The sequence below is a fragment of the Dolichospermum lemmermannii CS-548 genome, from assembly GCF_028330815.1.
GTDB classification, from domain to species: Bacteria; Cyanobacteriota; Cyanobacteriia; order Cyanobacteriales; family Nostocaceae; genus Dolichospermum; species Dolichospermum lemmermannii.
In genome coordinates, this window is record NZ_JAQMTJ010000056.1 from 18,176 (window position 1) to 41,975 (window position 23,800).

Annotated in this window: 6 protein-coding genes; all 6 read left to right on the forward strand. The window is 40.6% G+C overall.

What is annotated here, in order from left to right; genetic code table 11:
* Positions 1-61: 61 nt before the first annotated feature.
* The 6 genes from PN450_RS02775 to PN450_RS02800 all read left to right on the forward strand — a co-directional run bounded on the left by PN450_RS02775 (position 62) and on the right by PN450_RS02800 (position 23,763).
* Complete coding sequence (locus PN450_RS02775; protein WP_271835358.1) at positions 62-6,700, forward strand: non-ribosomal peptide synthetase; 6,639 nt, start codon at positions 62-64, stop codon at positions 6,698-6,700.
* A 50-nt stretch (positions 6,701-6,750) separates the two neighbouring features.
* Positions 6,751-9,960, forward strand: a complete 3,210-nt coding sequence (locus PN450_RS02780; RefSeq protein ID WP_271835359.1) for an amino acid adenylation domain-containing protein — start codon at positions 6,751-6,753, stop codon at positions 9,958-9,960.
* 79 nt (positions 9,961-10,039) lie between these two features.
* Positions 10,040-10,417 carry a nuclear transport factor 2 family protein gene (locus PN450_RS02785; protein ID WP_271835360.1) on the forward strand — a complete coding sequence of 126 codons (378 nt, stop codon included), beginning with the start codon at positions 10,040-10,042 and terminating at the stop codon, positions 10,415-10,417.
* Positions 10,418-10,561: 144 nt separating this feature from the next.
* A complete protein-coding gene (locus PN450_RS02790; RefSeq protein ID WP_271835361.1) occupies positions 10,562-18,280 on the forward strand; it encodes a non-ribosomal peptide synthetase in 7,719 nt (2,572 codons plus the stop codon).
* Positions 18,277-22,542, forward strand: coding sequence for a non-ribosomal peptide synthetase (locus PN450_RS02795; protein ID WP_271835362.1), 4,266 nt, complete (start codon positions 18,277-18,279; stop codon positions 22,540-22,542). The genes PN450_RS02790 and PN450_RS02795 overlap by 4 nt, the downstream gene beginning before the upstream one ends.
* Before the next feature lie 42 nt (positions 22,543-22,584).
* Positions 22,585-23,763, forward strand: coding sequence for a 2-isopropylmalate synthase (locus PN450_RS02800; protein ID WP_271835363.1), 1,179 nt, complete (start codon positions 22,585-22,587; stop codon positions 23,761-23,763).
* The last annotated feature ends 37 nt before the right edge of the window (positions 23,764-23,800 follow it).

Here is a 23,800-nt window from a genome sequence, read left to right on the forward strand (position 1 = left end):
AATCCTGCTGTGAGATGCTTGATTTCCAAGATTAATTATTGACAACCATTTAATTAAATTTATGCAAGAAATAGTGATTGATTCTAATGATGACGTTGATGATTATTCTGCCTTAACTGAGCAGGAGCGACATAAAATATTGGTAGAATGGAATGATACCAGGGCAGATTATCCTCGACATTTGTGTGTACATGAATTATTTGCAGCACAAGTGGCAAAAACTCCAGACAATATTGCTGTCATTTTTGAGGGGCAGAAACTTACTTATCAAGAGTTGAATCACCGAGCTAACCAAGTGGCTCATTATTTGCAATCTTTGGGTGTTGAGCCAGAAGTGCTGGTAGGGATTTGTGTGGAGCGTTCCCTAGAAATGATCGTCGGAATGTTGGGCATCCTTAAGGCGGGTGGAGCCTATGTGCCACTAGATCCAACCTATCCGAAAGAGCGTTTATCGTTTATGCTCTCAGATTCGCAAGTCCAGGTGGTGTTAACCCAAGAAAAATTCGTTGAAGAGTTGACTGCAAGCGGGGCGAAGTTGGTTTTTTTGGATACTGACTGGGAATCTTTTCAGCGAGAGAGCAACGAAAATCCTGGTAGTGGGGTTACATCAGCAAATCTGGCTTATGTAATTTATACATCAGGATCAACAGGAACACCCAAGGGCGTGCTGATTCAACATCAAGGGGTGTGTAATCTAATCCACTCACAAATAAAGCTGTTTGACATACACCACGCGAGCTGTGTTCTTCAGTTTGCTTCTTTCAGCTTTGATGCTTCAGTTTGGGAAATTTTCATGACTCTGTGTTCAGGAGCTAGCCTTTACATTGGAACTCAAGATTCCTTGCGCCCAGGAACGGATTTAATGCAATTTTTGCGTAAGCAATCAATAACTCAGGTCACATTACCACCCACGGCACTAGCAGCGTTACCAAAAGAGGAATTGCCAAACTTGCAAACCCTCATCGTTGCCGGAGAAGCTTGTAATCCGAAGTTGATTGCTGAATGGTCAAAAGGGCGGCACTTTTTTAATGCTTACGGGCCAACAGAATCAACAGTCTGTGCTACAGTATCACAATATACTGGCAACACTCAAATGACGATTGGTCGAGCGATCACTAATACACAAGTTTATATTCTCGACCACTATCAACAACCAGTTCCTATAGGTACTCCTGGCGAATTGTACATTGGTGGCGACGGCTTGGCTAGAGGCTACTTAAACCGCCCAGAGTTAACCAAGGAAAAGTTTATTCCCCATCCCTTTGAGGAGGCAGGAGGCAGGAGGCTTTACAAAACTGGGGACTTAGCCCGCTTCTTACCAGATGGCAATATTGAGTTTTTGGGGCGACTCGATCATCAGGTGAAGATTCGCGGCTTCCGTATTGAATTAGGAGAAATTGAGGCGCTTTTGAGCCAACACCCGGATGTACAAGAGGTGGTAGTAATCGCCCGTGAAGACATCCCTGGTGATAAACGTCTTGTCGCCTATATTGTGCTTAACCAAATTGATGCAAGCGTGACTACCCTCAAACGCTTTCTTCAAGAAAAGCTACCCTACCATATGGTGCCAGCAGTCTTTGTAATCCTAGACTCCTTGCCCCTTACTGCCAATGGTAAAGTCGATCGTCAAAATCTTCCAGTTTGCGATCACTCACGCCCCGATCTTGAAGAAACCTTTATCGCACCTCGTAACTCCAGTGAAGAAACACTAGCAAGTATCTGGGCTGAGTTACTGGGACTTGAGCAGATAGGAATCGATGACAATTTTTTCAATTTGGGTGGTCATTCCTTAATAGCAGCTCAGATGCTTTCCCGCGTCCGCGAAAGTTTCCAAGTTGAGTTATTCTTTCACCACATTTTTGCCAATCCTACCATAGCGGTTCTAGCTGGGCTGATTGAACAGCACAGCCACCTCAAGCAGCAATTGCAACGTCCTGCTATGCAACCGATTTCATGGTCAGGATACTTGCCTGCTTCCTTTGCTCAAGAGCGAGTCTATTTCATCCAAGAATTAGCTCCTGAAAGTACTGCCTATCAAGCTCAGGTAACTCTGCGATTCACCGGAAAACTGAATGTGGGAGCATTAGAGCAGTGCCTGAGCGAGATTGTCCGACGACATGAAATCTTCCGTACGACTTTTCCGGCAGTAGATGGACGGTTATTTCAGGTAATCCACCCAGCCTCACCACTTAGGTTAACGGTGGTAGACCTCCAGACATTTCCTGAATCTGAGCAAGAAGCAGAAATTAAACGCCTATTTGACGCAGAGGTGCAAAAGCCCTTCTACTTAAATCAACTGCCATTAGTCAGGTGGTTATTGTTGAGATTGAGCGACCAAGACCATCTGTTAATCCATATCGAACATCACATGGTTCATGATGGCTGGTCTTTCAATAACGTGTTCTTAAATGAGTTTCTAGAACTTTATCAAGCCTTCTGTTTGGGTAATCCTTCCCCACTGCCAGAATTAACATTCCAGTTTGGAGACTATGCCCATTGGCAGCGAGAGTGGGTAAAAAGCCAGGAAGCCCAAGCCCAATTAGCCTATTGGCAGCAGCAGTTATCCGGCAGTCCGCCCCTCTTGGAATTACCATATGACCGCCCACGACCAGCAGAACAAACTTACAACGGCGCTCAAGTCAGGTTAGAGTTGCCCATTACTTTGTGCGAATCCTTGAGAGTTCTGAGCCGTCAAGAGGGAATTACCTTATTTATGACGACCTTGGCGGCGTTTTTAGTAATTGTCCGCCGATACACTGGACAGGACGATCTTTGTGTGGGTACGGCTGTTGCCAATCGGCGGATGCGCGAGACAGAACAATTAATTGGCATGATCGTCAATAACCTGGTTTTACGCACCGATTTATCTGGTAATCCCACGTTTCGGGAGTTGCTGGGTCGAGTCCGCAAAGTGAGTCTGGAAGCCTTTGCTAACGAAGATTTACCCTTTGATAAGGTTGTGGAGGTGATCAAGCCAATACGGAACTTAAGTTATAATCCTCTGTTTCAAGTGATGTTTAGCTTCCATGATTCTCCCCGTCCAGACTTAACTTTACCAGGCTTGAACATCACAACGAATGTAGCCCTCAGCAACAAATCAACAAAGTTTGATCTTGATGTTGTGTTGATTCCGCATTCCCAGCTAAATGGCAAAGATAAGGGAATTACTCTTATTTGGGAATACAACGCTGACTTATTCGACGCTGCCACAATCCAGCAGATGGTAGACCAGTATCAAGTTTTACTAAAAGGGATTGTTGATAACCCAGAGCAGCGAGTTTCTGAATTACCGATCCTAAACCAGCCTCAGCAGGAATTATTGATGGAATGGAATCAGACTCATAGAGAATATACGCAGAAAAATTGTATCCATAATTTGTTTGAGTCTCAGGTAGAGTTAACACCCGATGCTGTAGCTGTAGAACAGGATGGTCAAAAATTAACTTATCGTCAATTGAGCGATCGCGCCAACCAATTAGCCCACTATCTGCAAAGTTTGGGAGTTAAACCAGAAACCCTAGTGGGAATCTGCATTGAACGCTCCTTAGATATGATTATCGGCTTACTTGGGGTGATTAAAGCAGGTGGCGCTTATGTTCCTATTGACCCATCCTACCCCCAAGAGCGAATAGCTGAAATTCTCGCAGATACGCAACTAGGAATTTTGCTAACCCAAGATAAATTCCCAAATCAACGGCTAGATTACACAGGAAAAACAATTTGTTTAGATACAGATTGGTCAATCATTTCTCAACACAGCACAGCTAACCCGCACAGTGATGTCAAACTTCATCACCTATCCTATATTATTTATACTTCTGGTTCTACGGGTAAACCCAAGGGGGTAATGATTGAACATCGGTCATTAATGAATTTTGTAATTACTGCCATTGATAAATATGGAATCAATACCAGCGATAGGATTTTACAGTTTGCGTCTGTTTGCTTTGATACTTCCATTGAGGAAATCTTTCCCTGTCTGTCCGTTGGTGCAACCTTAGTGTTACGCACGGAAGAAATGCTCCACTCCAGTGATGAATTTTGGCGGTATTGCCAAAAATGGCAATTGACTGTTTTGGATCTGCCCACAGCATACTGGCATCAGTTAGTAGCAGAACTTAACCCTGAAGATGCCCCCATTCCTGAAGGTTTGAGAACTGTAATTATTGGTGGTGAGGAAGTCCAACTAGAAAAGGTGCAACATTGGCATAATTGTGTAGCTGATCTTTCCCCAGCCCCCCAATTGTTTAATAGTTACGGACCAACAGAAGCAACGGTTGTCACCACCTTAGAACTTTTAACCCCAGTTGCACCTGTTAGCATTGGCCGACCCATTAGTAATGCTCAGGTTTATATTTTAGATCAATATCTGCAACCTGTACCCATAGGAGTTCCTGGAGAAATGCACATTGGGGGAGCAGGACTAGCTAGAGGCTATTGGCAACGTCCAGAATTAACCCATGCCAAATTTATCCCCAATCCCTTTGAGGAGCTAGGGAATAGTAAACTGTACAAAACTGGGGATTTAGCAAGATTCCGCGCCAATGGCAGTCTAGAATATCTGGGACGAGTTGACAATCAAGTGAAGATTCGCGGTTTCCGGATTGAGTTGGGAGAAATCGAAACGGTATTGAGACAACACCCACAAGTGTTACAATCTGTGGCTATCGCCCATGAAGACGTTCCCGGACAAAAGCGACTCGTTGCTTATATTGTTCCCCAGCATCAGCAACCAACAATTGATGAATTGCGCCATTTCCTCAAGGAAAAACTCCCAAATTACATGATTCCAGCGGCGTTTATGCTGCTGAAAACTCTCCCCATAACTGCCAACGGCAAAGTAGATTATCGCGCTCTCCCAACCCCCGATTTTTCTCATCATGTCGAAGATAAATTTATTGCTCCTCGTACAGTTATAGAAGAGAAATTAGTGGCGATTTGGTCGGAAGTTCTCAGAATAGGAAAAGTTGGCATCCACGATAACTTTTTTGAACTGGGTGGAGACTCGATTCTCAGCATTCAGTTAATTTCCAAAGCTAATCAAGCAGGTATTCAAATTGCTGCTAAACAGCTATTTAAGTATCAAACCATTGCCGAATTAGCGGCTGTAGCGGGTATCACTCGCCAAATCAATGCTGAACAAGGTTTAGTAACTGGTGCTGTAAGGTTGACACCTATTCAAAATTGGTTTTTCGAGCAGAAATTACCCAGACCTAATTATTTTAACCAGTCAGCACTGCTAGAAGTGCCATCAGACTTGCAACCTGAGTTATTGCAGTCAGCATTACAACAACTGTTAGGACATCACGATGCTTTACGGCTGCGGTTTGTACAGGAAGGGGGACAGTGGCAACAAATTAACGCTACACTTCCAGAATCTGGCGTAGCCATATTGAGGTATGAAATTCCCAAATTGAACCTTTACAACTCTTACCTTTGCGTCTTTGCGCCTTTGCGTGAGACTAAAATTCATACCCTTAATCAGCAACGCCCAGAATCTTTGCCATTGAGGATCTTTGATTTGTCCCACCTATCACCAGCAGAACAGCAAACAGCAATAAAAGCGACTGATGCTGAACTTCAGGCTAGTCTGGATTTATCTACGGGGGTAATAGCACAAGTCGCTTTATTTCAATTAGGCAAAAATCAACCCAGTTATTTGCTATTTATTATTCATCATTTAGCCGTTGATGCTGTGTCATGGCGGATTTTAATAGAAGATCTAACTACTGTTTACCAACAAATTAGCCGCAATGAAGTTATCAAATTACCACCAAAGACAACTTCCTGGCAATATTGGAGCGATCGCCTCACAGAATATGCCCAAATCGAGGCTATCAAAGAGTTGGATTACTGGCTAAATCAATCTAGCATTCAAGTCACAGCTTTACCAGTAGACTATCCTTCAGATCAAGAAAATAACACTGTAGCCTCAACCGCGTCTGTGTCACTGGCTTTAAATGAAGAACAAACCCGCGCCCTCTTACAAGATGTACCCTCTGCCTACAATACTCAAATAAATGATGTACTGTTGACTGCCCTAGTGCAAAGTTTTGCCCAATGGACAGGAGAAAGTTCTTTACTAATTGATTTGGAAGGACATGGCAGGGAAGACTTATTTGAGGATGTAGATTTATCGCGCACTGTCGGTTGGTTTACGACATTATTCCCCGTGAGGTTACAACTACAAGAAATTGACCATCCAGGAAACGCTTTAAAGTTTGTTAAAGAACAACTGCGGCAGATTCCCAACCGAGGAATTGGTTATGGTGTATTGCGATATTTGCAGGAAAACAGCACAATCCGCGAAAAATTACAGTCACTACCATCAGCACAAATCAGTTTTAACTATCTTGGTCAATTCGATCAAGTGCTGAAAGCCTCTGAATCCTTGGGTTTGGCTAAAGAATTTAAAGCTGAACAAAGCTTACTCAATCAACGTAGTCATTTATTAGGCATCAGTGGTTTTATTCGTGGAGGAAAACTGGAAATGACTTGGGCTTATAGTCAGAAAATTCACAAGCAAGACACCATTAAAAAGTTAGCTTTAGGATTTATAGAAGCATTAAAAAACCTAATAAATCACTGTCAATTAACGGAGTCTCAAAGCTATACTCCCGCGGATTTTTCAGCAGCCAAACTCAATCAACAACAGCTAGATAAATTCCTATTCAAAATTAACAAAAACAAACCCAAGTAGCTATCATCAACTAATTCCCAATTCCCAATTCCCAATTCAGAGGTAATTTCATGCAAAATATCCAAGACCTTTATGAACTTTCGCCCATGCAACAAGGGATGTTGTTTCATACCCTTTATGCACCCGAATCAGAAGTTTATTTTGAGCAGTTGCTTTGTATCCTCTCTGGAGAATTGAACTTTCCCGCGTTCCAAAAAGCTTGGGAACAAGTTGTGGCGAGACACTCAGTATTACGCAGTTCTTTTTATTGGGAGGAGATAGAAAAGCCCTTGCAAATGGTAAGTAAGCAAGTGGATATCCCATGGATGAAAATAGACTGGCGAAATTTCACAGCTGATGAACAACAAAATAACTTAGAGAATTTTTTGTTAAGCGATCGCCAAAAAGGATTTGATCTGAGTATTGCTCCCTTAATGCGCTTCACCCTCATCCAATTAACAGAGCAGACCTATCAACTTATTTGGAGTCATCATCATATCCTATTTGATGGCTGGTCAATGCAGATTATCCTCAAAGAAGTTTTAGCTTTCTATGAAGCACAGCAGCGAGGGGAACATTTACGCCTCCAACCTGTTCGTCCCTATCGAGAATATATTGATTGGTTACAACAACAGGATATTGATCAAGCCAAGAGATTTTGGCAAACAACTCTCCAGGGTTTTGAAACTCCGACCTTTTTGGGAGGAAATAGGGGAGAGGGAACATATCATGAGCAGCATTTCCAATTATCGCCAACTGTCACTGAAAAATTACAAGGTATGGCCAGACAGCACCATTTAACCTTGAATAATTTGGTACAGGGAGCTTATGGGTTATTAATTTCCCGCTACAGTGGGGAAAGTGATGTCATCTTTGGTGCAACTGTATCCGGTCGTCCACCGACCCTGGAGCAAGTAGACTCAATGGTAGGACTATTAATTAACACTCTCCCCATCCGAGTCAAAGTTACCAACAAGACAGAATTATTACCCTGGCTCAAGCAATTACAAATCCAAGCATTAGAACAAGAACAGTATGCTTATTGTTCCCTCGCAGAAATTCAAAATCAGAGTGATATTTTCCCCGGATTGCCACTATTTGCCAGTCTTTTAGTCTTTGAAAATTATCCATTAGATTCTGCCCCACAAGAAACCAAAAAAACTTTAGAAATTAGTCATATTAGTTGTTTTGAACGCACAAATTATCCGCTGACGATAGTTATTAATCCTGGTTTGCAATTAGCTGGCAGAATTGTTTATGATACTAGCTGCTTCGACGACAAGAAAATTGCTCGCATGATTGGACATTTCCTGACATTGCTAACAGGAATGGCAGCTAATTTACAACAAAATATTTCTGACTTATCTCTAATGAGTGCAGCCGAAGCAGAAGAATTAATGCTGCTAGAAAATCAACAAGCAACAAATACTATTAATTACAAATGTGTTCATGTTTTATTTGAAGAACAGGTAGAAAAAAGCCCTGATGCAGTAGCAATTATATATGAACAACAACATTTAACTTATCGAGAATTAAATAACCGCGCCAATCAATTAGCCCATTATTTGCAATCACTGGGAGTTAAACCCGAAGTCCGAGTGGGAATTTGTGTTGAGCGTTCCCTAGAAATGGTCATCGGTATTCTGGCCATTCTCAAAGCTGGTGGGGCTTATTTTACCCTAGATCCAGCTTATCCTCCCGAAAGATTAGAGTTCATGGTGGCAGATGTACAAACACCGATCTTACTAACACAAACTCATTTACAAAATGGACTACCACTGAATAATCAAACTGTGGTGAATCTTGACACAGATTGGGGAATTATTGCCCAATACAAACAAGACAATTTAAACAGTGAAGTTAATCCAGAAAATTTAGCTTATATCATTTATACCTCCGGCTCGACAGGAACACCAAAAGGTACAGAAGTTCCTCATCGTAGCTTCATGGGTTTTATGTTTGAAGTTGATTACGTTCACCTTGATGCCGAAAAAATTTGGCTACAACATTCATCAATTTCTTGGGATGCACTGACGCTAGAACTTTGGCCATCATTACTTTACGGTGGACGTTGTGTGCTTTATCCAGAGAAAATTCCCACACCAGCAGGCTTAACCCGCATTATCCAAGAACAAGGAATTAATATCCTTTGGCTAACTTCCGCTTTCTTCAATCTGATGATTGATACAATGCCACAAGGGTTATCGGGAGTTAAACAACTACTCATTGGGGGAGAATCTATTTCTGTAGATCATGTTCGTCGCGCTTTAGAAATCTTGCCAGAAACGCAAATAATTAACGGTTATGGACCTTCAGAATGTACCGTATTTACCTGTTGTTATGCCATTCCCAAACAAATTACTGAAAATATCCATTCTATTCCTATTGGTAAACCCATTGGCGATCGCACAGTTTACATATTAGATGAAAATTTACATCGAGTGCCAATTGGTATCCCTGGTGAACTTTATGTGGGTGGTGCGAGTGTTGCGAGGGGTTACTTAAATCAGCCCGTATTAACCAGTGAAAAGTTTATTCCTAATCCCTTTATTCAAGGAGATACCCTTTACAAAACCGGAGATTTAGTCCGCCGTCTACCTAATGGAAATCTAGAATTTATCGGTCGAATTGATACCCAAGTAAAAATTCGCGGTTTTCGGATTGAATTGGCAGAAATTGAGGCAGTTTTGATTCAAAATCCTGACATCAAACAAGTTCTAGTTATTGCACGGGAAGATGAGTCAGGGAAGAAATTCCTAGTAGCCTATTTGGTTACGAAGGATAATTCACCTACTTCTAGCAGCTTCCGAAATTTCCTCAAGGAAAAGCTACCAGATTACATGATACCTACTGCTTTCGTAGTTTTATCAGCATTTCCCCTCACTCCTAATGGTAAAGTCAACCGCCTTGGTTTGCCTATTCCCGAAGGTTTCCAAAGAAATGTAGAGGTTGATTTTGTGCTGCCTCGCACGGCTACAGAACAAGAATTAGCCACAATTTGGACTGAAGTTTTGAAATTAAAACAGGTGGGAATTTATGATAACTTTTTTGAGTTAGGAGGACATTCTTTACTCGCTACTCAAGTGATTTCTCGATTAAGAGAAGCCTTTTCTCTAGATTTTCCTTTACGTTATTTATTTGAGAATCCCACAATTGCTGAACTTGCCCACAAGGTTATGGAACAACAAATTGAACAAGCAGAAAATGATGCCCTAGCCCAGATTTTAGGCGAAGTTGATGGGTTATCAGATGAAGAGGTAACACAAGCATTAATGTTTTGATAATTTATTTGATAATTTATTTGATAATTTAATTTAGCAATTTGATGATACTAAATACCAGATCACCAGGAGCGAAAATATGTCGAATATCACATTGTCCAATATTGCTACCGAACAGCAATTAATTAAGACTTTATTTACTGCGGTTGATTCCCGTGATTGGAATTTATTATTGCAGTGCTTTGATCAAAGTATTATCTATGAATGTCCCGGTTATCAGCCTTTTATGGGACTTGATGAATTACTCAATTTTTATCAGCATGAGAGAATTATTGCCTCTGGTGAACATCGCATTGAACATATTGTAATTGACAATAATTGGGGTTCTTGCTGGGGGCAGTTTATTGGTATCAATAAAAATGGCTCTCAAATTAATGAGCGTTTTGCTGATGTGTATTCTTTTGCAAATGGCAAATTTAAAACTCGACGCAGCTACTTTTTTCGACCAGCAGTATAAGTGACAGTAAAGCCTATCACTTGACCAAATTCAATACTATTCTTCTCTTCTTCTAATTCTTCCTCCTGATTTCTGACTCCTGACTCCTGACTCCTGACTCCTAGCCCTCACAGACAACTTTTTCAGCAAACCCTACTTACTTATATGAGCGATTTACTAAAACGGCTGGAAAATCTTTCACCAGAAAAGCGAGAATTAGTCTTACAAAAACTAAAAAAACAACAACAATCTCCACAGCTTACACCAGTATCAAGGGATCAATTTTTGCCTCTTTCTTTTGCTCAACAAAGACTGTGGTTTATTGACCAACTAGAAGGCGAAAACTGCGTCTATAATGTCCCATTTTTCTGGCAAATTAGCGGATTGCTGAATATCAATGCTTTAGAACAAGCTATAACAGCAATTGTCCACCGTCATGAAGTATTACGTACTAATTTTTGTGTGATCAATGAGTCACCTATACAGGTGATTCATCCTCATCCTCAAATGAAAATGCAAGTGCTGGACTGGCGACAATTAACAGCAGAAGATCAGTTAAGCAAAGCCCAGCATTTAGCTACAACAGAATTACAACAGTCCTTTGATTTATCAAATGCGCCTTTGCTGCGGGTAAAGTTGTTGCAACTAGCTGACCAATCCCATTTATTGTTGCTTGTCATTCATCACATTGTTTGTGATGGTTGGTCAATGGGAATCTTCCGTCAGGAATTGTTCACCCTTTATACTGCCTTTTGTAGACAAGAATCCTCTCCCCTGCCAGAATTATCGCTGCAATATGCGGATTTTGCCCACTGGCAAAGACAATGGCTACAGGGCGATGTTTTGCAAAATCAACTCAATTACTGGCAAAAACAATTAGCCGCAGTTCCGCCGCTGTTAGAATTGCCGACAGACCGACCCCGCCCGTCCACGCAAACCTATCGGGGAAGTAGTGAGTTTTTGCAACTTGATCAGGATGTAACTCAGCAGTTGAAGCATTTAAGTCAACAGTCAGGAACAACTCTGTTTATGACTTTATTGACAGTATTTACGCTCTTACTTTCACGCTACACTGGACAAGAGGATATTGTAGTTGGTTCAGCGATCGCTAATCGTAACCGCCAGGAAACAGAGTCACTAATTGGCTTTTTTGTCAATACTCTAGCATTGCGAACTAATCTACAAGGGAATCCAACTTTTAAAGAATTACTGGAACGAGTCAAACAAGTAACTCTGGATGCTTATGATCATCAGGATTTGCCCTTTGAAAAACTGGTTGATGAACTGGGATTAGAGCGATCGCTTTCTCATCATCCCCTATTTCAAGTTGTTTTTGGTTTTCAAAATGAAACTCAAGAAATATTGTCAACCAATGGATTAACCCTGACCCCATTTACATGGGAAAATACAACGACTTTGTTGGATTTGTCGTTAATTTTCCGAGAAACACCGCAAGGTTTAACAGGAGAATGGGAATATACGACTGATTTATTTGAATCTGAAACAATCCAACGAATGGTGGGACATTTTGAAGTTCTACTGAAGCAAATTATTGATCATCCAAATAAACCAATTAATACTCTATCCTTGCTGACAGAAACAGAAATTCAGCAACTACAAAATTGGAACCAAACTCAAACATCATACCCCCGCGATCAGACTTTAGTGGACTTATTTGAACAACAAGTTATTAAAAATCCTGATCATATTGCTGTAGTTTTTGAATCTCAGCAGCTAACTTATCAACAATTGAATAAAAAAGCCAATCAATTAGCTAATTATTTACTAAAAAATCACCAAATTCAACCAGATAAATTAATTGGTATTGCTGTTGAACGTTCTTTAGAAATGATTATTGGTGTACTTGGTATCCTCAAGTCTGGTGGTGCTTATGTACCAATTGATCCCAATTATCCCCAAGAACGGATTCAGTTTATGTTAGCAGACTCCGAGATATCGGTATTACTAACACAAAGTTTTTTATTAGAGCAATTACCTTTAGATAATTTAGAAAATTCTGTTCAAGTTATTTGTTTAGATCCAGAAAATTTTGCTCAAGAAACAACAGATAATCCTCATTCTCAAAGCCAGCCTGATAATTTAGCCTATGTTATTTATACTTCCGGTTCAACAGGACAACCCAAGGGGGTAATGATTGAACATCGGGCAATTGTCAATCTAGCTTTAGCCTGGACTACAACTTTTCAAGTTCAAAATTACAGCCACTTACTGCAATTTGGGTCTTTTAGTTTTGATTTATCTATTGGTGAAATTGCGACTGCTTTATCAGCAGGTGCTTGTTTATATTTAGGCAATAAAGATACTTTGTTACCTGGTCAAAGCTTAGTTAACTTTTTAACTGAACACAAAATTACTCACGGCTTTTTATCACCTTCAGCTTTATCTGTCTTACCAAAGGCGAGTTTCCCTGATTTACAATGTTTAACTGTTGGAGGAGAGGCTTGTCCGGCTGAATTAGTAAGTCAATGGGGAAGAGAACAACATTTATATAATTGCTACGGTCCAACAGAATCTACTGTGACGGCAGCTATTTATCTTTGTCAACCCAATGGCGAAAAACCAGCAATTGGTAAACCAATACCTAATGCTAATATCTATATTTTAGATGCAAACAATCAACTATTACCTCCAGGAATACCAGGAGAATTATGTATTTCTGGGGTTGGTTTAGCTAGAGGTTATCTCAATCGTCCTGAAATTACAGCCGAAAAATTTATGGAAATTGATTTATTCGGTAAAACTGAGCGCATTTATAAAACTGGTGATTTAGCAAAATGGAATGCTAAGGGTAATTTAGAATATTTGGGTCGGATTGATGAGCAAGTAAAATTACGGGGTTTTAGAATTGAACTCGGAGAAATTGAATCACTGTTATTACAACATCCATTAGTTCAAGAAGCTGTTGTCATTTTGTATGAAATTGATAGTAATCCCAGATTAATAGCTTATATTACAGAAGTAGAAAAATCCGTCAATTTAGAAAGTGAAGTCAAGGAATATCTGAAAAATAGTTTGCCAAATTATATGCTCCCTAGCCAGATTATGGTATTGGAGCAGTTGCCTCTGACTGCTAACGGTAAACTAGATCGCCGAGCATTGCCAGCACCAAATACAGGCATTTCTACTAACTTGGAAACACCAGTCACTCCCACAGAAGAACTACTGGCTAGTTTATGGCAAGGTTTATTAAAAGTTAAATCTGTTGGTCGTTCTGATAACTTCTTTGAATTAGGTGGACATTCCCTGTTAGCTACTCAATTAGTTACCCGAATTCGTGATATTTTCGGGGTAGAAGTACCTGTTCGTAAGATATTTGAGCAAAACATTTTATCTGAGTTAGCGAGGCAAATTGATAAAGCATCTGCGAGTGTTGCTTTACCTCCCATTTCACCCCAGTCAGAAAATGAACCAAAAACTCCGTCTTTTGCCCAATCAAGACTTTGGTTTATCGCTCAACTGGAAGCGAAAGGAACTTCTTCTACCTATAATATGCCAGTGGCCTTTCAACTAGATGGCAACCTAAATTTAGAAGCTATGCGGCAAAGTTTAACTTATCTGCTAGAACGGCATAGCAGTCTACGCTCTTATTTCCCTACTTTGGAGGGAGAACCCCAAGTAGTAGTTAAAAATGTCGAAGATATAGAAGTATTAGAAATTGCCGACTTACAAGCACTCCCTGCCCAAACTCAAGGGGAAACTGTGCAACATTTATCTGATCTTCACGCTCAAAAATCCTTTGACTTAAATACTGGTCCGCTGTTCAAAGCGAAACTGCTGCAACTGAGTGAGCAGAAAAATGTCCTGCTGATTAATATGCACCACATTATTAGTGATGGCTGGTCCATGGGATTATTTAAGCGGGAATGGGAACAAGCTTATACTGCTTATGCTGCGGGTTCTGTGCCGAACTTGTCACCATTAGCGATTCAATATAGTGATTTTGCAGCTTGGCAGCGCAGTTGGTTACAAGGGGAAACCTTATTAACTCAAGAAAATTATTGGCAACAACAGCTAGGGGATGCGCCTCGCTTGCTGGAATTACCCACTGATTATCTCCGTCCAGCGCAACAAAGTTACCAAGGTGAGCGTGAAGAATTTTCTTTGAGCAAAGAACTGACTCAGAAACTTAAAGCTATTAGTCAACAACAAGGGGTGAGTTTATTTATGACCCTGTTGACTGCTTTTAATATCTTACTATCCCGTTACAGCCGCCAAGAGGATTTATGTGTTGGTTCTGCGATCGCTAATCGCACCCATAGCTATACAGAAGGGTTAATTGGCTTTTTTGTCAATACCTTAGTATTGCGAAGCAAAATCAAGTCAGAGCAAAGCTTTAGTGAGTTACTGCAACAAACTCGCCAAACTTGCTTAGATGCTTATGCTCATCAAGACATTCCTTTTGAGTATTTAGTTGAAAAGTTACAACCAGAACGCAGTCTCAGCCACAATCCCTTGTTCCAAGTGATGATGGTGTTGCAAAATGCGGTTGGAGCAGGGGCGAAGGTTCATTTACCAGGGCTGGAGATTCAATACTTAGAACAAAGTTTCCCATTTGCCAAGTTTGATATCCTGCTGGATTTGAGCGAAAGAGACGAGCAACTACACTGTATGTGGGAATATGCCACAGATTTATTTGCGGCCTCAACCATTAGGCGCATGGCGGCACATTTTGAAGTTTTGCTCACAGCAATAGTTCAAAATTCCCAACAACCGATTTATCAGCTACCCATCATCACCCCCGCAGAAATCCAACAACTGCAAGTTTGGAATCAAACTGAGACAGATTACCCTCAAAACCATACTTTGGTGAGTTTGTTTGAAAATCAGGCTGCAAAAACGCCCGCTCAAATTGCAGTAGTGTCGGTAGATCAAAGCTTGAGTTATCAAGAACTCAATCAAAAAGCAAATCAATTAGCAGATTATTTATTGCAACTCAAAAGTCAGCAACAATTATCTGATCCCCCATTGATGGCGATTTGCATGGAGCGATCACTGGAAATGCTGATCGGCATATTTGCGATCCTCAAAGCAGGTGGTACATACCTACCAATTGATCCGAGTTATCCCCAAGAACGCATTCATTTAATGCTCGAAGATAGTAATGCTGCGGTATTACTGACAACGAAATCTCTGCCACAGCAACTTCCCTTAGAAAAACTCAAAAGTACCTGCCAATTAGTATTTTTAGATCAACCCACCTGGAGCGATAGCCCAACAGAGAATCCTCAAAAATTCATTCGTTTTGATGACTTAGCTTATGTAATTTATACTTCTGGTTCTACAGGCAAACCTAAGGGCGTTGCTATTGCCCATGCTAGTGCGGTAGCATTTGTAAACTGGGCGCATTCAGTCTTTAGTACAGAACAGCTTGCAGGTGTTTTAGCATCAACTTCAATCTGTTTTGATCTCTCCATTTTTGAAATTTTTGTCCCCCTGACTCAAGGGGGGAGTGTAATTTTGGTGGAAAATGCGCTCTACATTGAGCAAGCACATCAGAGTTCGATCCCGATAACTTTGATTAATACTGTACCGAGTGCGGCGGCTGAACTCCTGAATATGAATGTAATTCCGTCCAGTGTACAGGTTATTAATTTAGCGGGTGAACCCTTAAGAAATAACTTGGTACAAGCTTTATATCAAAATACATCTGTACAAGAAGTTTATAATCTCTATGGACCTTCTGAGGACACAACTTATTCAACATTTACGAAAGTTGCCAAAAATGCCCAGCACGAACCTACCATTGGCAAAGCGATCGCCAACACTCGCATCTATATTTTAGATCATGCTAATCAACCCCTGCCCCCCGGTATTCCTGGGGAACTGTGCATTGGGGGTGCAGGTTTAGCACAGGGCTATTTGCATCGTCCCGATTTAACTGCCGAAAAATTTATCACATTGGAATTATTCGGTAAAACTGAGCGAATTTATAAAACTGGTGATTTAGCCCGATGGCTACCTGACGGTAATTTACAATACTTAGGACGGATCGATCATCAAGTCAAATTGCGGGGTTTCCGGATTGAATTAGGTGAAATTGAAGCATCTTTACTCAAACACCCCAAAATTCAGGAAGCGGTTGTTTTGGTGCGGGAAGACAGCGAACACGATTCCTACGGAGAGCTTCGCTATCAACGTCTAGTTACTTATGTTGTCCCCACAACAGAAGGCGACTATACCAGCCAAAGTGAACAGGTAGAATTGTGGGAACAAGTTTTTAATGATAGCTACACTCAACAAACAACACCAACCGATGATCCAACTTTGAATCTTGCAGGTTGGAAAGATAGCTACACAGGAGAGCCAATTTTGCGATCAGCCATGCAAGAATGGCGTGATACAACAGTTGAGCAAATTTTAGAACTTGCACCCAAACGAGTTTGGGAAATTGGTTGCGGAACAGGGATGTTATTATTTAAAGTTGCATCCCATTGTCAACATTATTTAGGTACAGATTTTGCATCGAGCGGATTGCAGTATATTGAACAACATCTCAAACAGCAATCTCTCCAAAATAAAGTTACTTTAAAACAAAGTGCTGCTAACCAGTTTGATGGCATTGAATCCAATGTTTATGACTTGGTAATCATTAATTCTGTAATTCAGTATTTCCCTTCTTTAGATTACTTGTTGTCAGTAATTGCAGGGGCAATCAAAACTGTGAGCCATCAAGGAAAAATATTGATTGGGGACGTGCGAAATCTCCATTTATTATCAGCTTTCCACACCACCACAGAATTTTATCGCGCCCCTGATGACTTATCAATTCAGGACTTGCGCCAAAAAATTCAAAACAGGATTCGCACGGAAGAAGAATTGCTGATTGACCCTGATTTCTTTATCGCTCTCAAGCAAAGATTTTCTCGGATTAGTCACGTCCAAATTGAATTAAAACGGGGTTACAGTCATACGGAAATGAGTCGTTTTCGTTATGATGTTGTTTTACATTTAGATCAAGTAGATATTCCCCTAACTCAACCTCAATGCTTAGATTGGCAAGAACAACAGTTAAATCTGGCAACAATTGAGAGAATTTTAACAACCGAGCAACCAGATTTACTAGGGATTAAGAGTATTCCTAATGCACGTCTAACTCCAGAAATGGCGTTGTTAGCACAAATTCCTCAATTAGATGGTACTGTCACAGATTTAAAAGCGGCAATTGCCCAAGTCAAATCAGGGATAGAACCGGAAGCATTCCGAAATTTAGCGCGAGATTTGCCCTATAAGGCTTTTATCCAATATAGCTCCACAGGATTTTCTGATTACGATGTTGTTTTTCAACGGCATATCTTTGAAGAAGACAAAATCCCAAGATTTGCGACAAAAGGCAATTGGCGGCTGAAACCTTGGCAAAATTACGCTAATCAACCGTTGCAATATCGCACCAATCAAATTGATCCAGCTTTATTAGCAGAATGGCGGGACTTTTTAGAGAAAACCCTGCCTGATTATATGATTCCCAGTCATTTTGTTGTTTTGGACAAACTGCCACTGACACATAATGGTAAAGTAGACAGAAAAGCTTTACCTGCACCAGATCCAAAAGTTGCAGTCACAGATATTGAGTTGCCTGTAACGGAGACCGAAAAATTGCTGGCTCAACTTTGGGCGAAGTTATTGAAATATGAGGTCATAGCCCGACAAGATAACTTCTTCAACTTGGGAGGACATTCTTTATTAGCTACCCAACTTTGCTACCGCATTCGTGACACTTTCAAAGTAGAACTGCCACTGCGTCAAGTATTTGAGTCTCCTACTATCATTGACTTGGCAAATTATATAGATAGCTGCATTTGGGTTAATTCGACAACCACAGATATACAACCTTTAAACTCAGACGAAGAGGAAATTGAACTATGACCATGACACAAAATCAGCAAATAGTTTCTTTAATGCTGCGTTTGCAGAACATGGGCTGCCGAATTTGGGCTGAAGATGATAAGTTACGGATTCGTACTAGCAAAAACGCCCTCACTGCTGAACTCAAGCAGGAAATTCAAGACCAGAAGGCAGATATTCTCGCTTTCTTGAAAGCTGCTAAAACACAAGCTGTTTCTACAGCGGAAATTCCGGCTTTAAGCGCTGACTCTCCCAAGCTTCTGTCCTTTGCTCAACAACGTCTCTGGCTATTAGCACAACTCCAAGGGTCATCAGCTACTTACAATATGCCGATCGCTTTACAACTGAACGGCAACCTGAATATTGATGCCCTACATTCTAGTTTGGCTGATCTGCTGAATCGGCACGAGAGTCTGAGGATGTATTTTCCCACAGTTGCCGGACAACCACAAGTTGCCATTCGCAGTTTAGACGAAATCGCAGTTTTAACGGTACAAGATTGCCGGGAATTAGGGAGTGGGAACAAGGGAGAGCTTGATTTAGATACCCAATGCCCAAATATCCAAGATTTAATTGACGCTCATGCACAACAACACTTGGACTTAAATACTGGCCCTTTGTTTAAAGCTAAACTGCTGCAATTGGAGGTTTATCCTGAGCGAAGCCGAAGGGAGCAAAAATCTGTCTTGGCTATCAATATGCACCACATTATCAGTGATGGCTGGTCAATGGGAGTATTTTTGCGGGAGTTATGGCAGGCTTATACTGCTTATTCTCAAGGTAAGACCCCGAATTTTGCTCCTTTACCGATTCAATACAGTGACTATGCAACTTGGCAACGCCACTGGTTACAAGGAGAAGTATTAGAAAAGCAGATTAATTACTGGAAACATCAACTAGGTGATGCTTCCCCATTACTGGAATTACCTACAGATTATCCCCGTCCAGCACAGCAAAGTTACAGAGGCGATCGCTATATCTATGCTCTTACACCGGAATTAACTGCTGCTGTTAATGCTTTTAGCCAACAGCAAGGCGTAAGTTTATATATGACCTTGTTGGCTACTTTGAGCATTTTACTATCTCGTTACAGTCGGCAAGAAGACTTATGTATTGGTTCTCCCATTGCTAACCGCACCCATAGCCAAACTGAAGGGTTAATTGGCTTTTTTGTCAATACTTTGGTTATGCGTCAGCAAATCAAACTAGAGCTAAGTTTTATTGAGTTTTTACAACAAACCCGCCAAACTTGTTTAGATGCTTATGTTCATCAAGACGTTCCCTTTGATGTGCTGGTAGAAAAGTTACGACCAGAACGCAGTATGAGCTATAACCCTTTATTCCAGGTCATGTTTACCCTGGAAAATAATGCTAGTCCAGATTTGGATTTATCAGGGTTAGATACTGAATTGCTGGGAGTCAAGGGTGCGATCGCTAAGTTTGACTTAACCCTGATGGTGATGGAAGATGATCATCAGTTAAATTGCTCTTGGGAATATGCTACGGATCTATTTAAAGAGGGTACTATCAAAGGGATGGCAGAACACTTTGAAGTGCTGCTGAAGGGAATTATTGATCATCCTCACCAATCAATCAATACTTTGCCTTTGATCACAGCAACGGAACTGCTACAAATACAACGCTGGAATCAAACTCAAACTGATTATCCTCAAGATAAAACTTTTGTTGATTTATTTGCAGAACAAGTTGCCAAAAATCCTCATAATATTGCTGTAGTTTTTGAATCGGAAAGTCTAACTTATCAACAATTAAATGAAAAAGCCGAGCAATTAGCTGATTATTTAATTGAAAATTACCAGATTCAAACAGATACATTAATTGGTATTAGTGTTGAACGTTCTTTAGAAATGATCATTGGTGTTTTGGGTATTCTTAAAGCTGGTGGTGCTTATGTACCGATTGATCCTAATTATCCCCCAGAAAGAATCAAGTTCATGCTAGAAGATTCGCGGATATCGGTTTTATTAACTCAAAGTTTTGTAGTACATAAATTGCCTTTAGATAGTTTAGAAAATCCTGTTAAAGTTATTTATTTAGATGCAGAACTAGACAAATACCCATCACCAATTGTCAATTGTCAATTATCAACACTTCGACTTCGCTCAGTGAACACCTTCAATTGCGATAATTTAGCTTATGTTATTTATACCTCTGGTTCAACGGGAAAACCCAAAGGGGTAATGATTGAACATCGAGGACTGGTAAATTTAATTTTGGCAGTTGATGAAATTTTGCAAATTCAATCCCAAAGTCGTGTATTACAGTTTGCTAATTTCAGTTTTGATGCTTCCATTTGGGAAATTGCTCCTACTCTTTCCGCAGGTGCTTGTTTGTATCTAACAAAAAAAGAAACCTTGTTACCTAGTCAAGAACTGATTGACTTTTTAACTGAACACAAAATTACTCATCTTACTATCCCACCTTCAGTTTTATCTTTGTTACCTCAAGCCACCTTACCTGATTTGCAAATTTTAATTACTGCTGGTGAAGTTTGCTCCAAAGAATTAGTTAACCGTTGGGCAAAAGGAAGAAGTTTTTTTAATGGTTATGGACCAACAGAATCTACAGTTTGTACCAGTATAGCTGTTTGTCAACCCGATGGGAAAAAACCACTAATTGGTCAACCGTTATCTAATCTCCGCACTTACATTTTAGATAGACATCATCAACCATTACCCCCTGGTATTCCTGGTGAATTGTGCATTGCGGGTGTGGGTTTAGCTAGAGGTTATCTGAATCGTCCTGAAACTACTGCCGAAAAATTTATTGAAGTGGAATTATTCAGTCAAGTTGAGCGAATTTATAAAACTGGGGATTTAGCAAGATGGAGAGATGATGGCAATTTAGAATATCTAGGACGCATGGATGAGCAGGTAAAATTACGGGGTTTTAGGATTGAATTAGGGGAAATTGAATCACTTTTATTACAATATCCATTAGTTAAAGAAGCTGTTGTAACTGTAAATAAAACTGAGAATAACCAAAGTTTAATTGCTTATGTAACGGGAATTGATGATGATTTTTGCAATGATTTGAAAAAATATCTCAAATCCAGTTTACCTGATTACATGATTCCTGCTCAAATTGTCGTATTGAACAAGTTACCTTTAACTCCCAATGGCAAAATTGACCGTAAAGCTTTACCTGTTCCTAATATTAGCATTCAAGCTGCATACACACCCCCGCGCCACAAAGTCGAAGCACAATTAGCGCAAATTTGGTCTGCTCTTCTTGAACGTCAAAAAATTGGCATTCATGATAACTTTTTCGATTTGGGCGGCCATTCTTTATTGGCAGTCAAATTACTCAATCTTGTGCAACAAGAGTTGGGACAACAACTGGCCTTGAGAAGTTTATTTCAGAATCCTACTATTGCTCAACTGGCACAACACATAGGTAATAGGGAGATTCAAGAGTCAAATCCTGATTTAGTAACGATTCAGCCTCTAGGAGATGCCACCCCCCTATTTTGCGTATCTGGCTCCAACGGACACGGTTTCTATTTTCGAGATTTGGCAATCAATTTAGGCACTGAACATCCTGTCTATGGACTCGATGCACCAGGAAGAGACGGACTGAGCATACTTCCTCACTCAGTAGCTGACCACGCAAGTCAACTGATTGCCCAATTACGTCAACAACAACCCCAAGGACCTTATATATTGCTGGGGTACTCTTCCGGTTGTAGTGTCGCTTTTGAAATAGCTTCCCAACTGGAGCAGCAAGGTGAAAAGGTGAGTTTACTAGCTATCTTGGATTCGGGATTGGTTTCTAATCCGGAACATTTCAAAAATAGAGCAGATATTGATTGGATTTGGCAAATAATCCAACGAATCGAAGCTTTAAAAGGAGTTTCTTTCGGTTTAGAATACGCTGATTTAGCGGCTCAACGCGATGACCAAGCCCGTTGGGATTTGGCGGCAGATTATTTATACCGTCATAATGTCCTACCGGAACACGCCAGCCTTGATTTACTTAAAACTAATATGCAAATTATGAGAGTACAGACGCTCAATTACGTAGATTATCAGCCTGCTCATCCCATTTCTGCCCCGATTGTTTTATTCCGCGCTGAAGACGTGCCGGAAATACTGGTGCGAGAACTCCAAACGCTTACTGATTACGATTTACCGGACTGGGGATGGCAGGCATACACTCAAAATCACGTCAAGGTGATATCTGTACCTGGAACCCACGGTCAAATGCTTCATGAACCCAATGTAAACATATTGACTTCAAACTTACGGTTAATGATGACTTAATTCTAATTTTCTTGATTTTCAATTTTAAATTGGTATAAAACAATGCAAACTCTTCCGATTAAAATTTCCGACGAAACCCTCCGGGATGGAGAACAGCAAGTAGGCATTTTTTTCTCTTATCCCACCAAACACAAACTGGCTCATCTGATTGCCCAAACAGGAGTTGATGAACTTTGCATCATGCCCTATGTTTATGAACAGGAGGCTAAACTAGTTAAAACATTAGTATCAGAGGGATTGGATGGTGTTGTCACTGCTTCTACGATGATGGGAAAAGAGTATATTGATCATGCGAAGAACTGCGGGGTTAAGCGCATTATTTTGTTTCATGCTGTTTCTGATCGTTTGCTGTTTCTGCGAGATCCCGAAATTCGCCTCATGAGCGAATTCCAAGGAAAAACAATTGATGATGATATCCCATCTGCAATCATCAATAGAATTCGTCAGAATGCTATTAATGTCATTGTAGAAAATTTGCACTATGCCACAAAAGTGGCCGGACTCAGAGTCAATTTTGCTGCGGAGGATGCTTCTAGAGCAGATTTTGACTTTTTGGTGGAATGTATTCGCTCATGCAGTCCTTATATTGAAAACTTTTTACTGTGTGATACAGTAGGGGTGCTAAATCCAGAAAAGAGTTATATCTGGATTCATGATTTGCTGCAATCCACTACTGGGGTAGGACTGGGGGTACACTACCACAATGATATGGGGTTGGCTCTGGAAAATACTCTCCAGTCTCTGATGGCGGGAGCGACTTTAGTATCGGGGACGTTTTGCGGGATTGGAGAACGAGCCGGAAATGTTGCCATTGAGCAGGTGTTAAATGGGTTGCGAGTCCGGTTTGGCATTGAAGTTGAGGGGATCAACTATGATGCGATCGCCGCAGTGACTAATTATATTGAGCAACTGGGGATTCGTCCCGCATCTCCTTACTCTCAAACTGCACAACGCCACGAATCAGGTATTCATGTTAATTCTTTGTTTCGTGATCCCAAGAGCTATGCAGTATTTCCACATAACAAAATAGATGTTGTATTTGGCAAATGGAGTGGAGTCAGTAATTTCCAATATCTATTTGAAAAACAACTGCAAAATCCTCAATCTAGAAAGCAGTATGAAAAAATGCGTTCCGTCATCAAATCTCTGGCAATGGAAAAAGAATGTTACTTTACAGCTAACGAAGTCTTAGAACTATGGAAAGATGGTATCTTTGAATAATCAATCGTAAAAATTTACGACTCAGAATTCGGAATAT